Here is a 22,232-nt window from a genome sequence, read left to right as displayed (position 1 = left end):
AGAATATTTTGAGCATGGATCTTGAAAGTCAAAGAAGGTCAATGTATACTAATAGTCAGAAATGGTCAAACAAAAGGCCGTTTTTTAAAATCGAATTGGTCAAAAAAGGTCAAATTCTAAAAAGGGGGTTTTGGCAAATGCGTTGTCAACATTGTCAAAAAAATGAGGCGACGATTCGCCTAAACATGCAAATCAATTACACAAAGAAACAAATGGACTTATGTGAAAACTGCTATAAAGAGCTGACTCAGCCTTCAATGTATTCCGGAAACCACTTCTTTGGAGGGGGTTCTTTCTTCAGCCAGCCTTCTCAAGCGCAGCAGCAAACCGCTGCCAAAAAAGGCTTGCTCGATGAACTCGCCGTCAATTTGACAAATGCCGCAAAAACAGGATTGGTCGATCCTGTCATCGGCCGCGACGATGAAGTGGCGCGCGTGATCGAAATTTTAAACCGCAGAAATAAAAACAATCCGGTCCTAATCGGAGAGCCGGGTGTCGGTAAAACGGCGATCGCCGAAGGTCTTGCGCTGAAAATTTCGGAAGGCGATGTTCCAAATAAACTCAAAAACAAAGAGGTTTACCTGCTCGATGTGGCCTCCCTCGTTGCCAATACAGGGATCAGGGGCCAATTCGAAGAGCGGATGAAACAGCTGATGAAAGAGCTGAAAGAACGCAAAAACGCGATTCTCTTTATCGATGAAATTCACCTCCTTGTCGGCGCCGGCTCTGCTGAGGGCTCCATGGACGCAGGCAACATCTTAAAACCTGCGCTCGCCAGAGGAGAGCTGCAAGTCATCGGGGCAACGACATTGAAAGAGTATCGCCAAATCGAAAAAGACGCAGCGCTGGAACGCCGCTTCCAGCCGATCATGGTGCATGAGCCTACAATCGAACAGGCCACGGCCATTTTGAACGGCCTGAAGGAAAAATACGAAGCATATCACGGGGTTTCTTATACGGATGAAGCCGTCAAAGCTTGCGTCGTCCTGTCAAGCCGCTACATCCAGGACCGCCATCTTCCAGACAAAGCGATCGACCTATTGGATGAAGCCGGTTCAAAAGCGAACCTCGAGAGCGATACCGTAAGCGAAGAAGCAGCCTCAAAACGGCTGAAAGAAATCGAAGCGGAAAAAGCAAAAGCGCTGCAGGAAGAGAATTACGAGCTCGCTGCAAAACTTCGCGATGAAGAAGAAGCGCTGCACAATGCGCTCGACAATCAAACAGAGGAAAAACGGGCAACGGTCGGGGCTGAAGACATTCAAGCGATCATCGAACAAAAAACGGGCATTCCCGTCGGCAAGCTCCAGCAAGATGATCAGAAAAAAATGAAGGAGCTTGAATCGAACCTCGCAAGCCGCGTCATCGGACAGCAAGAGGCCGTGAAAAAGGTTGCAAAAGCCGTCAGAAGAAGCCGCGCCGGACTGAAATCAAAAAACAGACCTGTCGGTTCATTCCTGTTTGTCGGCCCGACAGGCGTCGGTAAAACCGAGCTTTCCAAACGGCTTGCGGAAGAACTGTTCGGCACGAAGGATTCGATTATCCGCCTCGACATGAGCGAATATATGGAAAAACACGCCGTGTCAAAACTGATCGGGTCGCCTCCGGGATATGTCGGACACGATGAAGCAGGGCAATTGACGGAAAAAGTCCGCAGAAACCCGTACAGCATCGTCCTGCTCGATGAAATCGAAAAAGCCCATCCGGATGTTCAGCACATGTTCCTTCAGATCATGGAGGACGGCCGTCTGACCGACAGCCAGGGACGGACGGTAAGCTTTAAAGACACCGTCATCATTATGACAAGCAATGCCGGAGCATCCGAAAAGCGGACAACCGTCGGCTTTAACAGAGAAGAACGGCTGTTGGGCGAACAATCATTGATCGACTCTTTAAGCAGCTACTTCAAGCCTGAATTCTTAAACAGGTTTGACAGCATCGTCGAGTTCCAGCCTCTTGAAAAAGAAGATCTGGTGAAAATCGTCGACCTGCTTCTGAAAGAACTCGAAGAAACCTTAAAAGACCAGCATCTGTCATTAAAGGTGTCTGACGAAGCGAAAGAAAAAATAGCCGATATCGGATACCATCCTGCATTTGGCGCGCGTCCTTTAAGACGAACGATTCAAGAGGTCATCGAGGATCAAATGACAGACCTGCTTCTTGAAGAAGACAGCATCTCAGGCTTCGATGTAACAGTTGAAAACGGCGATATCGCGGTAAAACCGGTCGCATAGTTCCGTCTGCCGGCTTCCTTTACGGAAGCCGGCATTTTTCATCTCCCAATGAAAAAAATTCCATTCAGTCGTCCGAAAGTCCCTATTCGCCTTGATTTTATAACAATTTGTGAAACCCGCTAAAGTTCCTATCTTATGGCACCGATATTAACGATAGAAAAGTTAGTTAAAGGAATTGGTGAAAAAAATGGACAAAACATCGTTAATTGGAATCATTTTAGCTATCATCGGAGTAGGTGTCGGCATGGTGATGAAAGGCGTCAGCCCTTCGGTTCTCGTCAACCCGGCGGCATGGCTGATCATCCTTGTCGGGACCATCGCAGCAGTTACCATCGCCTTTCCAACAAGCGAATTAAAAAAGGTTCCGAAGCTCTTCGGCATCTTATTTAAAGAACGGAAGATGATCGAAATCAACGAGCTTATCCCAATGTTTACAGAATGGGCGCAAATCGCGAGACGTGAAGGCCTTCTCGCTTTGGAAGCGAACCTGAACGAAATCGATGACGAATTTTTGAAAAACGGAATGAGCATGGCCGTAGACGGGCAGAGTGCGGACTTCATCCGCGACGTCCTGACCGAAGAAGTCGAAGCAATGGAAGAAAGGCATCAGGTCGGTGCCGGCATCTTTACACAAGCGGGAACATACGCCCCGACGCTCGGCGTTTTGGGAGCGGTCGTCGGCCTGATCGCAGCGCTGGCGGATATGAGCAACACCGAAGCGCTCGGACACGCGATCAGCGCGGCATTCGTCGCCACCCTGCTCGGGATCTTTACGGGATATGTGCTGTGGCACCCTTTTGCAAATAAATTAAAACGGAAATCGAAGCAGGAAATTAAAGTTCGCGAAGTTATGATCGAAGGCATCCTTTCCATCTTGGAAGGCCAGGCACCGAAAGTCATTGAGCAAAAGCTTCTGATGTATGTTTCCCCTAGCGAACGTTCCGGCCTCATGACGCAAGAAGGGGAAAAAGGGGACAGCTCTAATGGCTAAAAAAAAGAAAAAGCATAAAGACCATGAAGAACATGTAGACGAATCCTGGCTCATCCCTTACGCCGATCTGCTTACACTCCTTCTGGCCCTCTTTATCGTGCTGTTTGCGATGAGCTCGATAGACGCCAAAAAGTTCGATATGCTGTCTAAATCATTCAATGCCGTGCTGACAGGCGGCACAGGCGTGATGGATTATTCCAGCTTCGTCGAGCCGAAATCGCCTACGCAAGAGGACGGAAAAAAGCCAGATGAACAAAAAGTCGCTAAACAATCTGATTCAAAGCAAAAAGACCAGGAAGCGCTGAAGAAAATTCAGGAGCAGGTCAACCAGTTCATTAAGGATAAGAAGCTTGAAAAGCAGGTCAATACGAAGCTCACAGACGAAGGACTGCTTCTTTCGATTGAAGACAATATCTTTTTCGATTCGGGAAAAGCGGAGGTTCGCCAGCAAGACGTCCCGCTCGCAAAGGAAATTTCTGATCTGCTCGTTTTAAATCCGCCGCGGAATATCGTGATCAGCGGACATACCGATAATGTGCCGATCAAAAACTCGCAATTTAAATCAAACTGGCATTTAAGCGTCATGAGGGCCGTTAATTTCATGAGCCTCTTGATCGAAAATCCAAAGCTTGACGCCAAAACATTCAGCGCGAAAGGCTACGGTGAATATAAGCCGATCGCTTCCAACCGTACGGAGGAAGGAAGAAGAAAAAACAGGCGGGTTGAAATCCTCATCCTGCCGATGGGCAAAGAAAATCTGAATGAAAAAGAATAGGAAGCTGCATTTAGCGGCTTCCTTTTTCTTTTTCATTATTAAAATGTTTCGCATTCAAGCCTACCCTTTTCAGCATCTCGATGCAGGCCTCTTTCTCCTCGCTGCTCAGCACGCTGATCATTTCATGAATCTCCTGCGCGTGACCCGGGAAAATCTGCTCCAGGAGCCTGACTCCCTTGTCCGTAATTTGAGCATAGGTCACCCGGCGATCGGTTGTACAGGCCCTTCTCATGATCAGCTCTTTCTGTTCCAGCTTATCAACGACATATGTAATGCTTCCGCTCGCCAGAAGAATCTTGTCTCCTATTTGCTGAAGGGGCTGGTCCCCTTTGTGATAGAGAAGCTCCAAAACGGCAAATTCGGTCGGGTTCAGACCATGTTTATGAATATGTTTATTCATGTGATCGTTGATTGATCTGTACGCTCGTGATAGTACGATAAATAATTTTAATGACTGTTCCTGTTCTCGGTTATTCATATCTCTCATCTCCAAAGAAACAACTACAGGAAAACATTAATAAACTATGAGGAAAATGTCAACTGTTAACATTCACCCCTTCAAAAGATAATAGGCCATAAGAACCATTTCCTTATTTACTGGAATTCCCCGGTATTGTGTCCTATTTTCAAGGTATTGGTTATCTTTTCTATAAATCGGCTCCTACTAGTGATATAATACCTCTATTCCTGTATTGATTGGGAGAGAGTGAAAAAATGAGCAATTTGAAAAATATATGGAAGAACATGAGGCTTTATTTGATCCTGGTGATGATCCCGGCTTTCATTATAAGCTTTTTTGTATACGAACAAGAACGCGAAAATATTACCGAGAAGCACCGGCAGACGGCGACTCTCATGCTGAATATCCACCGCAACCAGATCAATTATCTGATCGGCGAAACAGAGGCCAGGATGAGCTCCATGGCAACGGCCCTTAACCACCCTATCGATCAGAAACAAATGAAGCGGATTTTGACGGACACGTACAAAAAAGAGCCGCGCTTTTCGGCTTTGTATCTGCTCAGTAAAGACGGCGATGTCATGGTCAGCACGCTGCCTGTCAAAGAAAAAAAGCATCTCCCCTACAAAAGCATTCTGCGAAAAGCGGAAAGCTCAAAAAAATCGGTCATCACAGATGACGTCGGCAGCACGTCGCATAACCGCGAGCTGAGCATTTTCACCCCCGTCTTTGATCCCGAAGGCCATGTGACAAACTTTTTGCTGGCGTCGATCCGCATCGATTATTTAAAAAATATCATGAACGTGCTGAGCCCTGAGCTTTACATCAAAATTCTCAATCAGAAGGACCAGATTGTCCTTACGGCCGGACATGCGCCGCCTGAGAATGAAACCGGTCAGACCGTCGATGCCTTTTTGGATCAGATCGACTGGAAGCTTGAAGTATATCCGGAGCCGGTTCAGCTTGACGAACTGACCCGCAGCCTTCTGCTTTCCTTCTTAAGCATCTTTATTCTGCTTAACATATTGTTCCTTTTGATTCAGTATATGCTGTTGAAGAGGAGGACCAAGCAGGAGCGCGCCCAAAATGAAGCGCAAAAACTTGAGCTGATCGGCACCCTCGCGGCAAGCACGGCTCATGAAATCAGAAACCCGCTGACCGGAATCAGCGGATTTATCCAGCTTCTTCAAAAAAAGTACAAATCTGAAGAAGACCAAATGTATTTTTCTGTCATCGAGCAGGAAATCAAGCGGATCAACCAGATTGTCAGCGAGTTCCTCGTGCTTGGAAAACCGACGGCTGAACAATGGAAGCTGAACTCAATGAACGAAATGATCGATGAAATTATGCCGATTATTCATTCGGAAGCGAATTTATACAATGTCGAAGTCTCATTCCATGATCCTGCGGAAAATCCGGCATACGTGTATTGCAAAAAGGACCACATTAAACAGGTCGTGTTAAACGTCGCAAAAAACTCGCTGGAATCGATGAAAAACGGCGGAAAATTGCTGATTAAAATTGAACATGATGAACAAACAGCGGAAATTATCGTGAAGGATAACGGGGAAGGAATTCCAAAAGAAATGATGGAAAAGATCTTTCAGCCTTTTGTCACTTCAAAAGAAAAAGGAACCGGTCTCGGCCTGGTCGTGTGCAAACGAATCATCTCCATGTACGGGGGCGCCATTCATATTGACAGCGAACGGCATAAAGGAACAACCGTAACCATCACGCTGCCGATTTCAAACGAGCAGAACGGCTGAAACGTTCAGGCTTTTCCCGTCCCTCTTTAGAAGAGCTGTCCTTTTCTTCCCGCGGCAGCTCTTTTTTCATTTCTGGCCGTCAAGCCGTATACTTTTCCAGAACGAGCGTATCTAAAAAAACGGGCAATGGCTTGTCTGATGTATGAGTTTCATTCATTGTCATCTTTTGATATTGATAGATTAACTGATCCAGCTCCTGGCTGCGCTTAATCGTTTCATCCCCTGTATATCCATAGATTTCGGCAGCTTCCACCATCATCTGCCGCTTTTCATTGATGGAATCAAGCAGTTCCTCTTTCTGTGAATAGCTTTGCATACGCTTCACCCCTTACCGCCTTAAAGTTTCGAAAATCTTTCAAATTTGCGTACTTGAGCATTATTACAGATTATACTTATTTTGTAAACCTATTTTTTTAAAAAAGTTTCGAAATCGAGTATAATAGATTTGTTGGATTAAGGATGTTATACCCAATAGTGAAAATAGATAAACGCCGAAAAGGATTTTATTCATATACAGGAGGTCTTTTTTATGCTGTTTAGAAAGCTAAAGGCGCTGTTTGCCGCTAGGGAAGCTTTATCAGGCATTCCGTTGTTTTTCAGGGCATTCAGGGCTTGGAGAAAAGGCGATTATCCCCTTTTCCCGAAAAAAACGATTTGGCTTGCCGCAATCGCCCTCGTTTATGTGCTGTCTCCCGTTGACCTGATTCCGGATGTTCTCGCGGGTGCGGGATGGATTGATGATGCGGCTGTTCTCGCCTTTTTATTCAGACTCATTGCAAAAGAGCTGGAAGATTTTGAAGCGGGGGTGGGCGCAAATGGAAGGTAAAACGATTCTGGGCCTTAACCACCTGCTGTTTTCCGTTTCTGACCTTTCGGCTTCCATCAGCTTTTACGAGAAGGTGTTTGATGCCAAATGGCTTGTAAAAGCGGAGAAAACCGCTTATTTTGATGTAAACGGCATCTGGCTCGCGCTGAACGAGGAAAAGGATATTAAGCGGACGGAGATACACGATTCGTACACGCATATCGCCTTTTCGGTCAAACAGGAGGATTTATCCCATTGGGAAAAGAAATTGAATGACTTGGGCGTCAATGTGTTAAAAGGAAGGAAACGCCATGAAGGCGATAAAGATTCGATTTATTTTTCCGACCCTGACGGCCATAAATTCGAGCTCCACACCGGAACCGTGCTCGACAGGCTTGCATACTATCAAAAAGAAAAGCCTCACCTTTCCTTTCACGAAGCCAACATTCAGAAAGTGTACGAAAAAAACAAGTAAACAAGCGCCCCGGTTTGCCGGGACGCTTGTTTTATGACTGCTTCAGCCGCTCTTTTTCATAGATCGGCACCCATCCTTCAGTGGTGACGAAAATTCTGACGGCGACGACTTTCCTGTCTTCTTGAAGCGTAAAATAGTGGCGCGTATTTTCCGGTACGGAAATCAAATCGCCCGGATTTAACAGAACGTCGAAAAACGTGCCGTCCTTGCCTTCGATCGCAAAGATTCCATGGCCGCTGACGATGAATCTCACCTCATCATCTGTATGGTGATGCTCCTGCTTAAAGTTTTTGAGCAGCTCATCAAGCTTCGGATTTTGATCGGAGAGCGAGATGACATCCCGGGCTTTGTAGCCGCGGCGCTCTGATATATCTGAAATCTCGGCTGCGAACGCGTCTAAAATCTGCTGCTTTTCTTCATCGCTCAAATCGTATTTTTCTCTTAAACCTACAGGAAGCTTTGTGATATCCCATTGTTCGTAAATAACTTCCTGCTGCTGCAGAAATTGTTCTACTTCTTTTTGATTTTCGATTGTTGTGTTTTGTTCATCATGGATACGGATCGTTGCCATGCTTTTCCTCCCCCTTTGGCGCACTATGCATATTGCGCCTGAAATGTTTTTAATTTTAAGTGCCAGCTGAATAAAAATTCATACGCTTCAAGCATTCGTTTTGCTTCAAACGCCGTTTTTCCCCAGACGGTAATGCCGTGGCTGCGGATCAGGACGGCGCCCGCGTCTTTTGAAAGATGCGCGGCAAAGTCAGCCGCCAGATCAGGGATATGGGCGGTGTTTTCGATAATCGGGACGGTGACCTCCGCGTTTTCCTCCCAGTATCCGAGAGCTTTAATGATTTCCTGCCCTTTAAAGCGTACCTCTTTTTGTTCACGATAAAGCTCCGAAATCACGTTGTTGTCGATCGTATGGACGTGAAGACAGCAGCCTGCATTCGTTTTGTTGTAGACGTGCACATGCAGGAGCGCTTCTGCCGACGGTTTAAGCGCATGGCCGCTTTCTGCCGGCTTTCCTACTTCGTTCGCCAGCAGAAAATCCTCATCGGTTTCCTTTCGTTTATCCTTTCCGCTCGCGGTAATCAGAAAGCGGAGCGGTTCGTCCGACACCTTGATGGAAAGGTTGCCGCTCGTTGCCGGGAACCAGTCTCTTGCGGCAAGCTCCCGTTTTACTTCGGCAAGCTCCTGCCAGCGTTTTTGCACTTGATCCATTCCTCCACCTCCCCTGCGCCAAGAAGCGCTTGCTTCACATCAAAGAAATCTGTAAATGCGGCATGATTCAATTGCAGCTCTCCGCATTCCTTGAGCAGATAATCCCTCGCGATGCACAAATCTGAGCGTTTTGCAGCTTCAACATCTGTAACCGAATCCCCGATCATCACGATAAAATCGTCTTCTCCTTTAAGCCTGCGGATGATCGAAGGCTTGCAGCAGCCGCATTCGTTATCGCATTCAGCGTCACACGGATGCGGCCATTTCACCGATATATAGCGGCCGTCGAAATCAGCTTGATTGCAGTAGATCCGCTCCTTTTCCACGATGCCTTCAAGCAGCGGATAGACGAAAAAATCCATGCCTCCGCTGACAACGTAAAAAGGGAGGTCGTGTTCGGCCAAAAATGATACAAATTCTTCAAAGCCCGGGCGGATCTCCGCCTGCTCGAGGATATATGCCGCAATCTCTTCCTTCAGCGCGCTGGGCAAAAGCTGAAACATGCTCCCGACGCCGTCTTTGATCGACATCTCCTTTGAAAGAACACCGTCTTTTAAGGCATGCCATTCTTCAGGAGCAAACCTTTTCATAATGCTGATGATGTTGTCATTATTCGTTATCGTTCCGTCAAAGTCGCAAATGATCAGAGGCCGCCTCATGCAGTTACCTCGACTTTCCCCCATTTTTCAAGGGCGAGCCTTAAATCCGGAGAACGCTTTGCCTTTTCTTCGATAGGCTCGGCTTCAAGAACGGCTTCAACGGCCGCTCTAAACGCCCTTCCCCCGCCGCTTGCTCCGTTCGGGTGGCCGTGAATGCCGCCTCCCGCGTTTATGATGTGGTCAATGCCGAAATCCTTCATCAAAAGCGGCACCATCCCCGGGTGTATGCCGGCAGACGGGACGGCAAAGGAAGGCTTAAAGACGTCCTCTTTCGTACACTCCTCATGAATAGCGAGGGCTTCGCGCTTTGGAAGCGCAACGCTTCCGTACGGTGAAGGAAACAGGCTGAAATCCGCCCCCGCATAGCGGTTCAGCTTGCCGAGCAGAAGCGAATGGGAAAAACCGTAATACGGCGATGATGTAAACGCTCCGCTTACCGCCGGATGAGCCATGATCGGCAGCGGAATGTCATCATCCTCCGCGAGGCTTTGCAGCACGTCAAGCCCGTAGGCAAACACGTTAAACAGCAAGACATCAGCGCCAAGCTCGGCGGCTTTTCTCGCTTTTGCTTTCAGGTCCATCGTCCTCCCCGTCAAATTGACGGCATAGAGCGTTTTACGGCCTGTTTCTTCATAGGTTTCCTGAAGCACTTTTTTTCCTTCTGCAATCCGTTTTTCAAAGGGTGCATTACCGGTTTCAAAGAAAATTTCATCATCCTTGATTATGTCGACTCCGCCGAGCGCCTGCTGTCTCAGCTGCTCTTTTATGTCTTCCATGCTGCGGCCGATCACGCCCTTAAAAATACTCATCAGAAGCGGCCTTTCAAATTCGCCGATCTTCTTGCGGATCCCGTAGACCCCGAACTTCGGGCCCGGCAGCGTTCGTTTAAAACTCTCCGAAAATTCGAGATCCGCCAATTTGACTTTTCCGTCAAGGGACAGCTTCCCAAAAACGGTCGTGAGGACGGCCGGGATATCGTGCGTAACATTGATTTCCGGATAGGCGATGGTGACCCTGGCCTGATGCTCTCCCTGTTCTCCTTCCGCTTCCTCGACCCCGACGACCCGTCCTTTATGCCTTTGTAATTGCTCTTTTTCTAATCGCGGCAAATCCGTCCATGATCCCACGGTCAGGCCGATTGCGATTTGTTCGGCTTTTTTTTCCGGATCGCTTCCGGGATCTGTCAGGACATACGTTGCCAAAAGTTCGCTCATTCTTTAGCTCCTTCCTGCTTTTCGTGCATATAAAAAACCTCTTTAATGCGGCTGCTTTTCGCTTTAAAGAGGTTTCGTTTTCTGCGTTTCGAATCCTTATCTCTCAGCGGCAGCTGCAAGAATTAGCACCGTGCTTTTAAAAAGTCGGTTGCCGGGCTTCATCGGGCTCGTCCCTCCACCTGCTCTTGATAAGAATATTGATTTTTATAAATTATTTTGAATTATCCCATCGTTTCTTGCACTTGTCAATGAGAGACTCCCGATTTTTTGAAAATATTCAGCTCCGCGATCCGGCGTGCGGCTTCCCGCAGGCGTTCTTCGCTTGTCAGAAGGCCGACTCTTACATATCCTTCGCCATGTGTTCCGAAGCCGATGCCAGGCGCTGTGACAACATTGGCTTTTTCAAGAAGCAAATCGGAAAACTCCTCAGACGTAAAGCCTTTCGGAACGGGCATCCATGCAAAAAAAGATCCTTCGGGCGCCACCGCCTCCCAGCCGATGCCGCGAACGGCTTCTATCCAGACGTTCCGCCTTTTTTCGTATCGTTCGTTTAGTTCCCTCACACAGCTCTGATCCGAAAGAAGCGCTGTGGCCGCGGCATCCTGAACCGCTTTAAAGAGGCTTACGTACATGTGATCCTGATAGAGGTTCAGCGCTTCGATCACAGAGGCGTTCCCGGCGGCAAATCCGACTCTCCATCCAGCCATATTGTACGTTTTGGAAAGCGTATAAATTTCGATCCCGGCGTCTTTTGCCCCGTCGGTTTGAAGGAAGCTGACCGGCCTTTTTCCGTCATAGCCGATCGCCCCGTAGGCGAAATCGTGGACAACGCAAATTCCGTGCGCTTTGGCGAGCTTGACCGTTTCTGCAAAAAACGCCGGCGTCGCCTGGGCTCCTGTCGGATTGTTCGGGTAGTTCAAATACATCAGCTTCGCTTTTTCCTTCACGATTGCCGGAATTCGGCCGTAATCAGGCAAAAAACGGTTTTCTTCCAAAAGCGGCATCGTTTCCATCTTCGCTTTCGCGAGCTCAACGCCTGACCAATAATCCGGATATCCCGGATCGGGAACAAGCACCGTGTCCCCCGGATTCAGCAGGCATTGCGGCAGCTCGACAAGCCCGGCTTTTCCCCCGAACAATACAGCGATTTCTTTTTCAGGATCGAGGGTAACGCCGTATTCCTTTTTGTAAAATTCGGCTGCCGCCTCTTTTAGTGAACGGCTGCCACGAAACGACGAATATTTGTGATTTTCGGGATTTCGGACCGCTTTCGTCATGGCATCTACAATGTGAGCCGGTGTCGGCTGATCCGGATTTCCCTGGCCGAGATTGATTACATCGCACCCGGCCGCAATTTTTTCATTCACCTTTTTAACCAAAGAAGCAAAAAACTGCTCCGGAAGCTGCTTCAATACATCAGAAAACTCAAATTTCATTTTTTTCACCCGCTTTGAAAAATTCTTGAAATGATAGTCCATCATCATATATTGTTAAAAGTAAAATGTAAAGTAAAAAATGAGGTGGCTCAAATTGAAATGGACGATCTCCTGCCTGCAATTCAATATATCGTACGGAAATCCTTCCGAAAATTTCAAAAAAGCGAGCCGGCTGATCGAAGCTGAAAGCCGGCGCTCGGACATCGTAATCCTTCCCGAGCTTTGGACGACGGGATATGATTTAAAACGTCTCGACGAAATCGGAGACGATGAGGGAGTGCAGACGAAAAAGTGGCTTCAGCAAACGGCAAAAGCGAACGATGTCCACATCGTGTGCGGCTCTGTCGCCGTTAAGAAAAAAAGCGGCGTGTACAATACGATGTACATCGCGGACAAACACGGACAACTCGTCAAAGAATACAGCAAAGCACACCTTTTTCAGCTCATGGATGAACATCTTTATTTATCTTCCGGATCAGCTGACGGCAGTTTTGAGCTTGAAGGCGTAAAAGCAGCGGGATTCATCTGCTATGACATCCGCTTTCCGGAATGGATCAGGAAGCACACCTCAAAAGGAGCCGGCATCATCTTTGTCTCAGCTGAATGGCCGCTGGCCCGCCTCGATCATTGGCGTGCTCTTTTGACGGCGAGAGCGATCGAAAACCAGTGCTTTGTCGCAGCCTGCAATCGCTCCGGAAAAGACCCGGCAAACGAATTTGCGGGCCACAGCATGATCATCGACCCGCTCGGACACGTACTCTCAGAAGCCGGACGTGAAGACACGGTGATCAGAGCGGAAATTGATCTTGATGACATTGCAAAAACGAGGGGGCACATTCCGGTTTTCGAAGACATCCGCAAAGATTTATATTAAAAAGTATTGACAAAGAAACCGCGATGCTGGTAACATTTTCAGCAACTGACCGACTGAAATTTTAAAATTTTATATCGATTTCTCTTATCGAGAGTTGGGTGAAGGACTGGCCTAATGACCCCAACAGCAACCGACCGTAATACCATTGTGAAATGGGGCGCAAGTTTTGCGCCGCTAGGGCACGGTGCTAATTCCATCAGATTTGCATTCTGAGAGATAAGAGAGGCAGACACGACGATAAAGCCTCTTTCTCTCACTGAGAAAGAGGCTTTTTATTTTTTGGAGGGAACGAATATGACCGTAACGAAAACCGCTGTATACGAAACATTGACAGAAAGCTCCGCTGCTGCTCTTGCCGTCCGCCTCGGACTGTTTTCAAGCAAAAGCACCTTGACGTGCCGGGAAATCGGGGACGGAAACCTGAATCTTGTATTCCATGTGTACGATAAAGAGCAGAACAAAGGGCTGATCATCAAACAGGCCGTGCCATATGCAAAGGTCGTCGGCGAAAGCTGGCCGCTGTCGCTCGACAGGGCAAGGATTGAAAGCAGCGCGCTGATCAGGCAGGCTGAACACGCCCCGCATCTTGTGCCGCAGGTTTATTATTCGGACACGGAGCTTGCCGTAACCGTGCTTGAAGACCTTTCAAGCCTGAAAATTGCAAGAAAAGGTCTGATCGAAGGCAAAAACTACCCGAATCTGTCGCGGGATATCGGAGAATTTCTCGGAAAAACCTTGTTTTATTCCTCCGATTATGCGCTCGATCCAGAAGTCAAAAAACGGCTTGCCAAGCAATTTGAAAATCCGGATTTATGCGATATCACGGAAAGCCTCGTGTTCACAGATCCTTTCTTGGATCATGAGACAAACGATTTTGAACAGGAGCTTCGCGATGATGCGAAAAAGATATGGGCGGATGATGCGCTGAGGCTCGAAGCGGCGGCATTAAAAAAACGTTTCATCACCTCTCATGAAACGCTTATTCACGGTGACTTGCACACGGGCAGCATCTTCGCCGGAGATGCGGAAACAAAAGTAATCGATCCCGAATTTGCCTGTTTCGGGCCGATCGGATTTGACATCGGACAGTTTATCGCCAACCTCTTGCTAAATGCGCTCGCCCGTGAAGAAGCGGAACGCCGCCCTTTATTCGCCCATGTGGAAACCGTATGGGAGACGTTCAGCAGAACGTTCAGCGAGGCGTGGGAAAAAGACGCCCTCTTCACATACCGGAATGCGCCGGAATACCTTGAAGACACGCTGAAAAAAGCGTTTGAAGACGCAGCCGGCTTTGCCGGATGCGAAATGATCCGCCGGACGATCGGTCTGGCTCATGTAGCTGATCTTGAAACGATCGTTCCATTCAGCAGACGGATCAGCCAAAAAAGGCTCGCCTTGAACATCGGTTCAGCATTAATCAAAAAACGCAAAGAATACCGGACGCCGAAGGACTTGATCAATGCGTTTTTAGAACAAGCTTTTAGGAGTGAATGACATGTCAGAGCAATTCGCTGTGCCCCGCTCTGTGGAGTGGGAGGATACATCAGTCAAAATCTTAAATCAGCAAAAGCTGCCGGAAAAGACGGAATATCTTCATTTAACTACAAAGGAAGACATTTATGATGCGATCAAAACCTTGAAAGTCCGCGGCGCGCCTGCGATCGGAATCACTGCGGCTTTCGGTCTGGCTCTCTCTGCCCAAAGCATCGAAACAGAGGATGTATCCGAATTCCTTCGAGAAGTCAAAAACATAAGAGACAAATTGAACGAGGCAAGGCCGACGGCCGTCAATTTGTCATGGGCGCTCAAGCGGCTTGTAAAAAGCGCGGAAGGAGCGAAATCGGTCAATGAAGCAAAAACCGACCTCGTTCATGAGGCGATTCAGATCCAGATTGAAGATGAAGAAACGTGCCGTCAAATCGGACAAAATGCACTTCAACTGTTTAAATCGGGCGATAACATCATGACGATCTGCAATGCGGGTTCGATCGCGACAAGCAGATACGGAACAGCGCTTTCCCCATTTTATCTGGCAAAAACAAAAGATCTCGATCTCCACATTTACGCATGCGAAACCCGTCCCGTTTTGCAGGGTGCACGCCTGACGGCATGGGAGCTGATGCAGGGCGGAATAGACGTCACGCTCATTACCGACAGCATGGCTGCCCACACGATGAAAGAAAAAAACATTTCGGCGGTCATCGTCGGAGCCGACAGGATCGCCAAAAACGGAGACACGGCAAACAAAATCGGGACGTACGGTTTGGCGATCTTAGCCAAAGCGTTTCAAATTCCTTTTTTCGTCGCCGCTCCTCTGTCAACCTTCGATCCATCGATTTCAACCGGCGACGACATTCCGATTGAAGAACGCGATCCCGATGAAGTCAGACAAATCGCCGGTGCGCAAATCGCTCCGAAAGAGGTGCCCGTATTCAATCCGGCGTTTGATGTCACGCCCCATCATCTTATTTCCGGGATCATCACGGAAAAGGGGATCATCACCGACAGATTCGAAGAGGAAATCGACGCGCTGTTTTCTTCGGCTAAAACCGCTAAAGTCCTTTGATCAGGCTGCTTTAGCGGTTTTTTATCGATTGAATAATATCGTCTTTTTGTTCTTTCGTAAGGACATGCAGTTTGACGAACAATTCAGCGTATCCTGCAACTTTTTGCGGGCGGATGAGTTTCATCTATTCGTCCTCCTTTTCACCGCGGCCAACATTTTTAGCTTAATAAAATGATATGTCGCAAGCGAAAAAAAGAAACGGCATACGCCGATTATTTTCCTTTATACGGAATATTTTCGATCTCAAGCAAAATCGCTTTTTTGTCTGTTTCATTGCCGGCATAGCCGGTCAGCGTGTTGTCTTTTCCGATCACGCGGTGGCAGGGAATGAAAATCGGCAGCGCGTTCTTTTTATTCGCCTGGCCGATTGCGCGGACCGCTTTCGGATGGCCGATTGCCTCGGCAATGTCGGAATAGCTCCGCGATTCCCCGTAAGGAATGGAAAGCAGCGCTTCCCACACTTTTTTCTGGAAAACCGTCCCCTCTTGATGCATCGGAAGGGTGAACGCTTTCCGCTTTCCTCTGAAGTATTCCGTCAGCTGGCGTTTTGCAAGCTGCAATAACGCCGTTTCCTGATGTGCAAGATCAGGATCTTCCGCTTTCATGCTGTCCAATTCTTCTTTTTCAAAAATCAAGTGTGTAATATGTTCGTTTTGCTCGACAATGTATGCCTGTCCAAAAGGCGAGCTGACCTCGCTGTAAAAGCCCATAACGCTATAAAACCTCCTCTTCATGCTGCTGCCGGATCGGGAGGGTCAGGTGAAATGTCGTACCTTTCCCTTCTTCGCTCTCGACCTCAATTTTTCCATTGTGTTCTTCGATTATTTTATAGCTGACCATAAGCCCAAGTCCAGTCCCCCGTTCTTTTGTCGTATAAAAAGGCTCCCCGAGCCGCTTCAATTTATCCTCCGTCATCCCGATCCCTTCATCTGTGAGCGACACGACGATATGGTCTCCGTCTTTCGGCCTGATTGACACGTAGACATTGCCGCCGTCAGGCATGACTTCGATTGCATTTTTCAAAATGTTGATGAATACCTGCTTGAGCTGATTCGGCTCGCAATAGATGAGGGGGATTTGGCCATTAGTGTCAAGGTGCATCTGAACGTTGTCCAGGTTTGCCTGTGCATGCAGAAGATCCATCGTGTCCTGCATGATTTTCACAATATCCTTTTTTTCGTACATGATCGCCTGCGGCTTTGCGAGAATCAGAAACTCGGTAATAATCGATTCAATCCGTTTTAATTCAGATGTGATCACATTGAAGTATAGGGAGTGTTCCTCTTGAATGCTTCCTTCTAACAGCTGGATAAATCCTTTTAAAGCGGTCATCGGGTTGCGGATTTCATGGGCGATTCCCGCCGCAAGCTCCCCGACGACATGAAGCGTGTCAGATTTGCGGAGCCGTTCTTCCAGCTCCTTTCGTTCCGTCACATCCCTGAGCATCGCCAGATTCATATTTTGGATGATATTTCGCTTAAATGAAAATTCTAAGATCCGGTTTTGGTCGGTTAACAGAAATGGAATGTCATTGTCCATTTCCTCCAAAGAAATGGCTTTTGCCGGAGAGGCTGCATTTTCTATTTGATATCCGGAGATGGCGTCAAGAAGATTTGCAGTTTTTAGCCGTTCAAGAGGGATGCTGAGAATGTTTCCGGCTTGCGGATTCGCATCGATAATGTCGTATCGGTTGTCGAAAAGAACGATCCCGTCCATTGATCCGTTGAAGACTTTCCTGAATTTCAGCTCGCTTTCCCGCAGCTCTTTTTCCATCCGCTTCCGGTCGCTCACATTTCGCAAAATCATTAAGCCCTGGCTGCCGAACATGATGCGCTTCGACGTGAACTCAAGTTCTTTATATTGCCCGTTCGCCATGCGGAACAGCAGCTCTGCCCTGATTTCCCCTTTTTCATCATATTGCTCTTGAATGAAAAGATACCGCTCATCGGATTTATCGATAAAATCTTTGATCCTTTTATGTAAAAGCTCTTCCATCGGCAGTTCGAAAATTTTGCAGGCCGACTGATTAGCCTTTACGATCCGGCCGTTATTGTTCAAAATAATGATCGCATCCATCGCATTTTCGAACACTTCCCGAAACCGCTCTTCGCTTTTAAACAGCTGTTTTTCCATCGACCGTTTTTCGGTGATGTCCCTCATGATCGACATATAAAAACCGTTTAAAATATTCGATGTAATCGTCAGCTCAAACAGCCTGTCTTTCCCGGACCTCAGCCGCACGGGCAGTTCGCCTTTAGCCTTTCCCTTCCTGAACAAAGCGCTCAAAATTTTGTCGAGCTTTCCGGCGTTTTCTGCGGAAACGAACTGCGAAAGTCTCAATTTGGACAGCTCGTCTTTTTCGATTTCGAAGCTTTGGCAAAACGATTGGTTGGCATCGATAAAACGGCCCTGATTGTCAAAGATCACGATGCCTTCAACAGCCCTGTGAAACAAATCCTTAAACAGCTTTTCATTGATCGTGCGTTCGCGCTCCAATATTTTTTTTGATGAAATATCCCTCATTACGACAAAAAAGCAATCATCCCTTATTCCTTTGTTCGCCGTAAACTCAATATATTTGACTGAGCCGTTATCCAACCTGATCGCGGCTTCTTTTTTCGTATATCCCCGCTTCAAAAACCGCTCGACGTTTTGCTCTAATTCTTCAGGCGGAACAGCGTGCAAAAAATCGAGCGCCGAACGGTTCAGCACGTTCTTTTTCTGGCTTTGCAAGATTTTGCAGGCGGCATCATTCGCCTGAACAATGTTCATTCGTTGATCCAAAATAAAAATAGCGTCCAGCGTTCCGTTGAACAGCAGTTCATACTGATACAAATCCGCCTTTAGCTTTTCGTTTTCCCGCTTCAGTTTTTTCAGCTGGTTTTGCAGATATAAAGATTCGTTCAAATCAAGAGTATCCGCCATTTGTTACACTCCTTCTTCAAAACCTATCCTCCAATAATTCTACAAACCGTCTGATCTTCCTTCATTTGCTTCAAACTTTTACAAGATTTCCACCCATTTTACAGAACAATGACGCTATAATCGTTCATTACGATTCCGTTACACCTCCCTAACAATGGGCCTTCATTCATAGGAAAAGACATGGTTTTTATTTTAAAATGATAAACGAAGCATCATTCAACAGAAACAAGCGCTTGACTGCTGCAAACTTATAAAAAAAGGGTGATGTTATGACGAATTCACGTGACAGCTATTTTGACAACGCCAAATTTCTGTTAATTTTTCTTGTCGTGTTCGGCCACATCATCCGGTCATATATCAATGACAATGATGTGCTGCTTCATATATACAAATTCATCTACACGTTTCATATGCCGGCTTTTATTCTCATATCAGGCTATTTTGCAAAAGGATTCAACCGTCCCGGATATGTGAAAAAAATCGCTGTGAAGCTGATCGTTCCCTACTTGATTTTCCAGGGGATATATACGGTGTTTTATTCGTTTATAGATGATCAAAGCCTGACTGCCTTCAATCCGTTTGAACCGCAGTGGTCGCTTTGGTTTCTGCTCAGCTTGTTTTTTTGGAACCTTTTTTTGTTTCCATTTACAAAACTGCCTGCAGCATGGTCGTTTGCCGCAAGCCTTGCGATCGCCGTTCTTGTCGGGTATATCGACGCCGTCAGCGATACGCTCAGCCTTTCGAGGACATTCGTTTTCTTCCCGGTCTTTTTGGCGGGCTTTTATCTAAAAAAAGAACACTTCAAAAAGCTGAAAGGCTGGAAAGGAAAACAGGCGGCTCTAGCCGTATTGGCGGCAACGTTCGTTTTTTATTTCTTCGTAGATTTCGATTATTCGTGGTTGTTCGGTTCAAAGCCTTATTCTGAATTTGGAGACGTCGGAATGAAAAGCGCCCTGAATCGCGTCGCACTCCTTGTGCTGACGTTTGGCTCAACCTTCGGGTTTATGGCACTTGTGCCTGAAAGACGGTATTTCTTTACCCTTTGGGGAACAAGGACATTTTATGTGTATTTGCTGCACGGCTTTATTATTAAGTCATTCAGAAAAACCGGTGCGGAAGAATGGCTCGCCGACTATCAGAGCCTGACCGTGCTGATCATCGCAACCGCCGTCTTGACCTTCTTCCTGTCAAGCGGATTCGTTAAAACGGTGGCTCAGCCGTTTATCGAACTGAAAATGACGAATTTGCTGAGGTGGCTGAAAAAGCAGGCACGGTATAACGTGTAAATAAGAAAAAAGGACCAAATCGGATTTGGTCCTTTTTCAATCTTTCTGCTTATCCTTTTCATCTTTTTTCTTTTTCTTATTCTGTTCGATGATATCGATAAACTTAAAGGCGTTGACATCGCCGAGTTCGCCCGAAAATTCCTCCTGAAGCACTTTTTTGTTCATCGGCTTTTTATGATTTTGCATATCCTTGCTTTTTTGATTTTTCTCCACCGTTCCGTCAATCTCCCTGTTTTCCTTGTTTTGAATTGCGGTTTGCACCCCTGTCTCCGTTTTCCGCATCAAACTGTGTGATATATTGGTGATCATGCATGCTTTCAGCCGGCGTTTTATTGTTCAAAGCGGCTTCATTTCTGGCAACTTTTCGTTTCATACACGACATTCCTTTCGTTTTGTTTATCCATATCTTTTCCTGAAAAGAGCCGTCCACACATCCATTTTCCGGAAAGAAAAAAAGCACCGAAAAACGGTGCTTATTTAAACAATTGTTTCACTTTATTGACGACGTATGAGCTGCCTCCGCGGTTTGATACATCCTCAACCATCATCGTGACTAACAGGTCTTTCTTTTTGTAGTCATAGGCTGTGAACCAGCCGTTTTCCTTGCCTTTTTCGCCTTTTTTCTTTTTCAGTTCGGCGGTTCCCGTTTTGCCCGCGATCGAGAGACCCTTGACGACCGGCTTATAAGCGGAGCCGCGCGGATCATCTACAACGCCTTTCAGCCCTTTTGTAATGGCCGCTGCTTCGTCTGCGGTTACGAGGTTTTTGTGCCAGATTTCCTTCTCATCGCCGTCTTTTTTGATCAGGCGCGGTTTGATCAGGTTTCCGTCATTGATAAACGGCGTATAAGCGGCTGCCAAATGAATCGGGGACATCAGCATCTGTCCTTGGCCATATGCAGTATCGCCCAGCAGAATGTCTGAGTCGATCCCGTCGTTGGCGATCGAAGATGCCGTCGTCGGAAATTCGTATCCGAGCTTTTCTTCAAAGCCGAACGATTTTAGCCCTTCGACAAATTTGTCGCGTCCCGTATCAATAGCCGTCTGGGCAAAATAAATGTTGTCAGAGGTAATGAGCGCATTTTCCAAGTCGACATCGCTCAGCTGTTCTGAAACCCTTGCCACCTTATATCCGCCCCATGACGAATCTTTCTGCCATTCTTTGCCGACGATATGTTTCTTTTCATCCGCCTTGATCGCACCGTTGTTCAGCCCGATCGCGGCCGTGATCGGTTTGATCGTTGAACCGGGCGCATACGTTTTGTTGAATTTCGCAGTAAATGGCGCTGCACTGTCTTTGTTCAGCTTTTCCCATTCGCCTTTCTTCCAGCCGAACAAAAATCCGTTCGGGTCGTAGGATGGTGCGCTGACAAGTGCCAATGTTTCCCCTGTTTGCGGCTGGAGGGCCACTGCTGCGCCGGAATCGTTTTTCAATTGGCTGTAGATCTCCTGCTGCTTTTTAATGTCGATCGTCGTGTGGATGTCGGTTCCGTCCTTGGCTGCTTTTGATGCGATCGTAGCACCTGATTCCGGAATCGAAATCGACCAGCCGATTTCGCCTCTGAGCTGCTTTTCGTAAATATGTTCAAGGCCGACGATGCCGAGCATTGAATGTTGGCTGTAGTTGTCTTTGTTCTGTTTCAGCTCTTCATCTGTAATCGGTCTTATGTATCCGGTAAGATGAGCGGCTGCTTCACCGTAAGGATAATATCTCGATGTCGTGTCCTGTTTCAACACGCCAGGTAAAGAGGTCGCTTTTTTAATAAGCTCCTTCTCGTCAGGCTTTACTTTTTTAAGAGGGACAAAGGAGTCATTTTGCACCCATGAAGCCGACAGCTGTTTTTCGATATCTCCCTTTTCCATATCCAGGAGGCCGGCCAGCTTTTTCAAGACCGCATCTTTATGATCACCGAGTTCCCCGCGGACGACGCCGATTTCGGGCACTTTCGCATTCGTTGCGAGCGCCTTGCCGTTCCGGTCATATATGTTGCCCCTGACAGGCTCTTCCGCGGTAATCCGGACCGTTTCCCCTTTTTTCAGCTGTGAAAACATAAAGGACGGATTCCAATTGATGTTCCACGATGTTTTGCCGTCTTTCTTCTCTTTTACAAGCTTCGCTTTTCCTTCAAAAGAAACGGGTCCCGCCAATGTATTCATGCTGACTTTGTACGGTACAATCTGCGAATCTTTTTTGTCTTTTTCTTTTTCGTCCTGATCACCGGCCGTCACTTTTAAGTCGGTGACTCCGACATCTTCATAAATCGATTTATTTCGTTTGATGAAGTCGTCTTTCGAGATCGATTTTTGCGCTTCAGCCGACAGCTGGTCATACATTTCTGCAAAATTTTGCTTGTTCCATTTGTCTACATATTGATCCATGCTTTCTTTTGCCGTCGGGCTGTTTGAGCAGGCTCCGGCGAGCAACAGAAATCCGGCGGCCATAAACAAATGGATGATTCTCTTTTTCATGAAGTTTCCCCCTTTTTTTCAAGTCCGCCATTTTAGCATTATACCATATAAAGGGTGACTTTATGTGGATAAAAAAGACA

At 47.1% G+C, this 22,232-nt stretch carries 23 protein-coding genes and 2 riboswitches; of the genes, 10 read left to right on the top strand and 13 right to left on the bottom strand.

From position 1 onward, the window contains the following. Positions 1-137 precede the first annotated feature (137 nt). From NSQ39_RS06115 to motB, 3 genes are all read left to right on the top strand, one after another. Positions 138-2,231, top strand: coding sequence for an ATP-dependent Clp protease ATP-binding subunit (locus NSQ39_RS06115; protein WP_175076241.1), 2,094 nt, complete (start codon positions 138-140; stop codon positions 2,229-2,231). 187 nt (positions 2,232-2,418) lie between these two features. Further along, on the top strand, positions 2,419-3,222 hold the full coding sequence (gene motA, locus NSQ39_RS06110; RefSeq protein ID WP_175076242.1) for a flagellar motor stator protein MotA: 804 nt from the start codon (positions 2,419-2,421) through the stop codon (positions 3,220-3,222). Further along, entirely contained in the window at positions 3,215-3,997 is a 783-nt protein-coding gene (motB, locus tag NSQ39_RS06105) for a flagellar motor protein MotB (RefSeq protein ID WP_175076243.1), read from the top strand. The genes motA and motB overlap by 8 nt, the downstream gene beginning before the upstream one ends. Positions 3,998-4,007: 10 nt before the next feature. Here motB and NSQ39_RS06100 read toward each other — a convergent pair whose 3' ends face one another. Continuing rightward, positions 4,008-4,475 (bottom strand): MarR family winged helix-turn-helix transcriptional regulator, encoded by a 468-nt coding sequence (locus NSQ39_RS06100; RefSeq protein WP_175076244.1) that lies wholly within the window; start codon positions 4,473-4,475, stop codon positions 4,008-4,010. Positions 4,476-4,711: 236 nt separating this feature from the next. Here NSQ39_RS06100 and NSQ39_RS06095 point away from each other — a divergent pair, with 236 nt between their 5' ends. Then, a complete protein-coding gene (locus NSQ39_RS06095) occupies positions 4,712-6,223 on the top strand; it encodes a PAS domain-containing sensor histidine kinase (RefSeq protein ID WP_175076245.1) in 1,512 nt (503 codons plus the stop codon). 79 nt (positions 6,224-6,302) lie between these two features. Here the strand turns inward: NSQ39_RS06095 and NSQ39_RS06090 are convergent, their stop codons facing one another. After that, a complete protein-coding gene (locus NSQ39_RS06090; RefSeq protein WP_175076246.1) occupies positions 6,303-6,539 on the bottom strand; it encodes an aspartyl-phosphate phosphatase Spo0E family protein in 237 nt (78 codons plus the stop codon). Positions 6,540-6,752: 213 nt separating this feature from the next. Between NSQ39_RS06090 and NSQ39_RS06085 the strand changes: the two genes are divergently transcribed. Both NSQ39_RS06085 and fosB read left to right on the top strand, forming a co-directional pair. Next, positions 6,753-7,049: a YkvA family protein gene (locus NSQ39_RS06085; RefSeq protein WP_175076247.1), complete on the top strand. Its 297-nt coding sequence runs from the start codon at positions 6,753-6,755 to the stop codon at positions 7,047-7,049. After that, entirely contained in the window at positions 7,039-7,503 is a 465-nt protein-coding gene (gene fosB / locus NSQ39_RS06080; protein WP_175076248.1) for a metallothiol transferase FosB, read from the top strand. Before NSQ39_RS06085 ends, fosB begins: the two co-directional genes overlap by 11 nt. Positions 7,504-7,534: 31 nt before the next feature. On the opposite strand, the gene NSQ39_RS06075 is transcribed toward fosB, so the two are convergent. The 5 genes from NSQ39_RS06075 to NSQ39_RS06055 all read right to left on the bottom strand — a co-directional run bounded on the left by NSQ39_RS06075 (position 7,535) and on the right by NSQ39_RS06055 (position 12,033). Next, the gene (locus NSQ39_RS06075) at positions 7,535-8,074 is read right to left on the bottom strand and encodes a 1,2-dihydroxy-3-keto-5-methylthiopentene dioxygenase (RefSeq protein WP_175076249.1); all 540 of its coding nucleotides are present in this window, start codon (positions 8,072-8,074) and stop codon (positions 7,535-7,537) included. Positions 8,075-8,097: 23 nt separating this feature from the next. Next, complete coding sequence (locus tag NSQ39_RS06070; RefSeq protein ID WP_175076250.1) at positions 8,098-8,724, bottom strand: methylthioribulose 1-phosphate dehydratase; 627 nt, start codon at positions 8,722-8,724, stop codon at positions 8,098-8,100. Beyond that, positions 8,682-9,383 carry a 2-hydroxy-3-keto-5-methylthiopentenyl-1-phosphate phosphatase gene (gene mtnX / locus NSQ39_RS06065; protein ID WP_175076251.1) on the bottom strand — a complete coding sequence of 234 codons (702 nt, stop codon included), beginning with the start codon at positions 9,381-9,383 and terminating at the stop codon, positions 8,682-8,684. The genes NSQ39_RS06070 and mtnX overlap by 43 nt, the downstream gene beginning before the upstream one ends. Next, positions 9,380-10,597 carry a 2,3-diketo-5-methylthiopentyl-1-phosphate enolase gene (gene mtnW, locus NSQ39_RS06060; protein ID WP_175076252.1) on the bottom strand — a complete coding sequence of 406 codons (1,218 nt, stop codon included), beginning with the start codon at positions 10,595-10,597 and terminating at the stop codon, positions 9,380-9,382. The genes mtnX and mtnW overlap by 4 nt, the downstream gene beginning before the upstream one ends. Positions 10,598-10,690: 93 nt before the next feature. Then, positions 10,691-10,792, bottom strand: a riboswitch (SAM riboswitch). Between the two features lie 50 nt (positions 10,793-10,842). After that, positions 10,843-12,033 carry a pyridoxal phosphate-dependent aminotransferase gene (locus NSQ39_RS06055; RefSeq protein ID WP_175076253.1) on the bottom strand — a complete coding sequence of 397 codons (1,191 nt, stop codon included), beginning with the start codon at positions 12,031-12,033 and terminating at the stop codon, positions 10,843-10,845. Between the two features lie 94 nt (positions 12,034-12,127). On the opposite strand from NSQ39_RS06055, the gene NSQ39_RS06050 reads away from it, so the two are divergent. The 3 genes from NSQ39_RS06050 to mtnA all read left to right on the top strand — a co-directional run bounded on the left by NSQ39_RS06050 (position 12,128) and on the right by mtnA (position 15,473). Further along, on the top strand, positions 12,128-12,907 hold the full coding sequence (locus NSQ39_RS06050; protein WP_175076254.1) for a carbon-nitrogen family hydrolase: 780 nt from the start codon (positions 12,128-12,130) through the stop codon (positions 12,905-12,907). Between the two features lie 81 nt (positions 12,908-12,988). Further along, positions 12,989-13,130: riboswitch (SAM riboswitch) on the top strand. 71 nt (positions 13,131-13,201) lie between these two features. Then, complete coding sequence (gene mtnK, locus NSQ39_RS06045) at positions 13,202-14,401, top strand: S-methyl-5-thioribose kinase (protein WP_175076255.1); 1,200 nt, start codon at positions 13,202-13,204, stop codon at positions 14,399-14,401. A gap of 1 nt (position 14,402) precedes the next feature. Next, positions 14,403-15,473 carry an S-methyl-5-thioribose-1-phosphate isomerase gene (gene mtnA, locus NSQ39_RS06040; protein ID WP_175076256.1) on the top strand — a complete coding sequence of 357 codons (1,071 nt, stop codon included), beginning with the start codon at positions 14,403-14,405 and terminating at the stop codon, positions 15,471-15,473. A gap of 10 nt (positions 15,474-15,483) precedes the next feature. Here mtnA and NSQ39_RS06035 read toward each other — a convergent pair whose 3' ends face one another. From NSQ39_RS06035 to NSQ39_RS06025, 3 genes are all read right to left on the bottom strand, one after another. Further along, the gene (locus NSQ39_RS06035; protein ID WP_232517654.1) at positions 15,484-15,597 is read right to left on the bottom strand and encodes a hypothetical protein; all 114 of its coding nucleotides are present in this window, start codon (positions 15,595-15,597) and stop codon (positions 15,484-15,486) included. Between the two features lie 88 nt (positions 15,598-15,685). Further along, the gene (locus tag NSQ39_RS06030; RefSeq protein WP_175076257.1) at positions 15,686-16,183 is read right to left on the bottom strand and encodes a methylated-DNA--[protein]-cysteine S-methyltransferase; all 498 of its coding nucleotides are present in this window, start codon (positions 16,181-16,183) and stop codon (positions 15,686-15,688) included. Positions 16,184-16,187: 4 nt separating this feature from the next. Beyond that, positions 16,188-18,398, bottom strand: coding sequence for a PAS domain-containing sensor histidine kinase (locus tag NSQ39_RS06025; protein ID WP_046132286.1), 2,211 nt, complete (start codon positions 18,396-18,398; stop codon positions 16,188-16,190). Between the two features lie 269 nt (positions 18,399-18,667). Between NSQ39_RS06025 and NSQ39_RS06020 the strand changes: the two genes are divergently transcribed. Further along, the gene (locus NSQ39_RS06020; protein ID WP_175076258.1) at positions 18,668-19,684 is read left to right on the top strand and encodes an acyltransferase family protein; all 1,017 of its coding nucleotides are present in this window, start codon (positions 18,668-18,670) and stop codon (positions 19,682-19,684) included. Between the two features lie 36 nt (positions 19,685-19,720). Here the strand turns inward: NSQ39_RS06020 and NSQ39_RS06015 are convergent, their stop codons facing one another. From NSQ39_RS06015 to NSQ39_RS06005, 3 genes are all read right to left on the bottom strand, one after another. Then, positions 19,721-19,897 carry a hypothetical protein gene (locus tag NSQ39_RS06015; protein WP_099047030.1) on the bottom strand — a complete coding sequence of 59 codons (177 nt, stop codon included), beginning with the start codon at positions 19,895-19,897 and terminating at the stop codon, positions 19,721-19,723. Positions 19,898-19,904: 7 nt separating this feature from the next. Next, positions 19,905-20,057, bottom strand: a complete 153-nt coding sequence (locus NSQ39_RS06010) for a hypothetical protein (RefSeq protein WP_164918148.1) — start codon at positions 20,055-20,057, stop codon at positions 19,905-19,907. A gap of 100 nt (positions 20,058-20,157) precedes the next feature. Then, positions 20,158-22,152: a penicillin-binding transpeptidase domain-containing protein gene (locus NSQ39_RS06005; protein WP_175076259.1), complete on the bottom strand. Its 1,995-nt coding sequence runs from the start codon at positions 22,150-22,152 to the stop codon at positions 20,158-20,160. Positions 22,153-22,232 lie beyond the last annotated feature (80 nt).

This window comes from Bacillus sp. FSL W8-0848 (genome assembly GCF_038007805.1).
Classification (GTDB): Bacteria; Bacillota; Bacilli; order Bacillales; family Bacillaceae; genus Bacillus; species Bacillus glycinifermentans.
This window is presented reverse-complemented; position numbering and strand designations above follow the sequence as displayed.

Coding starts and splice junctions, on each gene's coding strand:
- NSQ39_RS06115 (WP_175076241.1), top strand. CDS start 138: ATGCGTTGTCAACATTGTCAAAAAAATGAGGCGACGATTCGCCTAAAC.
- motA (WP_175076242.1), top strand. CDS start 2,419: ATGGACAAAACATCGTTAATTGGAATCATTTTAGCTATCATCGGAGTA.
- motB (WP_175076243.1), top strand. CDS start 3,215: ATGGCTAAAAAAAAGAAAAAGCATAAAGACCATGAAGAACATGTAGAC.
- NSQ39_RS06100 (WP_175076244.1), bottom strand. CDS start 4,475: ATGAATAACCGAGAACAGGAACAGTCATTAAAATTATTTATCGTACTA.
- NSQ39_RS06095 (WP_175076245.1), top strand. CDS start 4,712: ATGAGCAATTTGAAAAATATATGGAAGAACATGAGGCTTTATTTGATC.
- NSQ39_RS06090 (WP_175076246.1), bottom strand. CDS start 6,539: ATGCAAAGCTATTCACAGAAAGAGGAACTGCTTGATTCCATCAATGAA.
- NSQ39_RS06085 (WP_175076247.1), top strand. CDS start 6,753: ATGCTGTTTAGAAAGCTAAAGGCGCTGTTTGCCGCTAGGGAAGCTTTA.
- fosB (WP_175076248.1), top strand. CDS start 7,039: ATGGAAGGTAAAACGATTCTGGGCCTTAACCACCTGCTGTTTTCCGTT.
- NSQ39_RS06075 (WP_175076249.1), bottom strand. CDS start 8,074: ATGGCAACGATCCGTATCCATGATGAACAAAACACAACAATCGAAAAT.
- NSQ39_RS06070 (WP_175076250.1), bottom strand. CDS start 8,724: ATGGATCAAGTGCAAAAACGCTGGCAGGAGCTTGCCGAAGTAAAACGG.
- mtnX (WP_175076251.1), bottom strand. CDS start 9,383: ATGAGGCGGCCTCTGATCATTTGCGACTTTGACGGAACGATAACGAAT.
- mtnW (WP_175076252.1), bottom strand. CDS start 10,597: ATGAGCGAACTTTTGGCAACGTATGTCCTGACAGATCCCGGAAGCGAT.
- NSQ39_RS06055 (WP_175076253.1), bottom strand. CDS start 12,033: ATGAAATTTGAGTTTTCTGATGTATTGAAGCAGCTTCCGGAGCAGTTT.
- mtnK (WP_175076255.1), top strand. CDS start 13,202: ATGACCGTAACGAAAACCGCTGTATACGAAACATTGACAGAAAGCTCC.
- mtnA (WP_175076256.1), top strand. CDS start 14,403: ATGTCAGAGCAATTCGCTGTGCCCCGCTCTGTGGAGTGGGAGGATACA.
- NSQ39_RS06035 (WP_232517654.1), bottom strand. CDS start 15,597: ATGAAACTCATCCGCCCGCAAAAAGTTGCAGGATACGCTGAATTGTTC.
- NSQ39_RS06030 (WP_175076257.1), bottom strand. CDS start 16,183: ATGGGCTTTTACAGCGAGGTCAGCTCGCCTTTTGGACAGGCATACATT.
- NSQ39_RS06025 (WP_046132286.1), bottom strand. CDS start 18,398: ATGGCGGATACTCTTGATTTGAACGAATCTTTATATCTGCAAAACCAG.
- NSQ39_RS06020 (WP_175076258.1), top strand. CDS start 18,668: ATGACGAATTCACGTGACAGCTATTTTGACAACGCCAAATTTCTGTTA.
- NSQ39_RS06010 (WP_164918148.1), bottom strand. CDS start 20,057: ATGAAACGAAAAGTTGCCAGAAATGAAGCCGCTTTGAACAATAAAACG.
- NSQ39_RS06005 (WP_175076259.1), bottom strand. CDS start 22,152: ATGAAAAAGAGAATCATCCATTTGTTTATGGCCGCCGGATTTCTGTTG.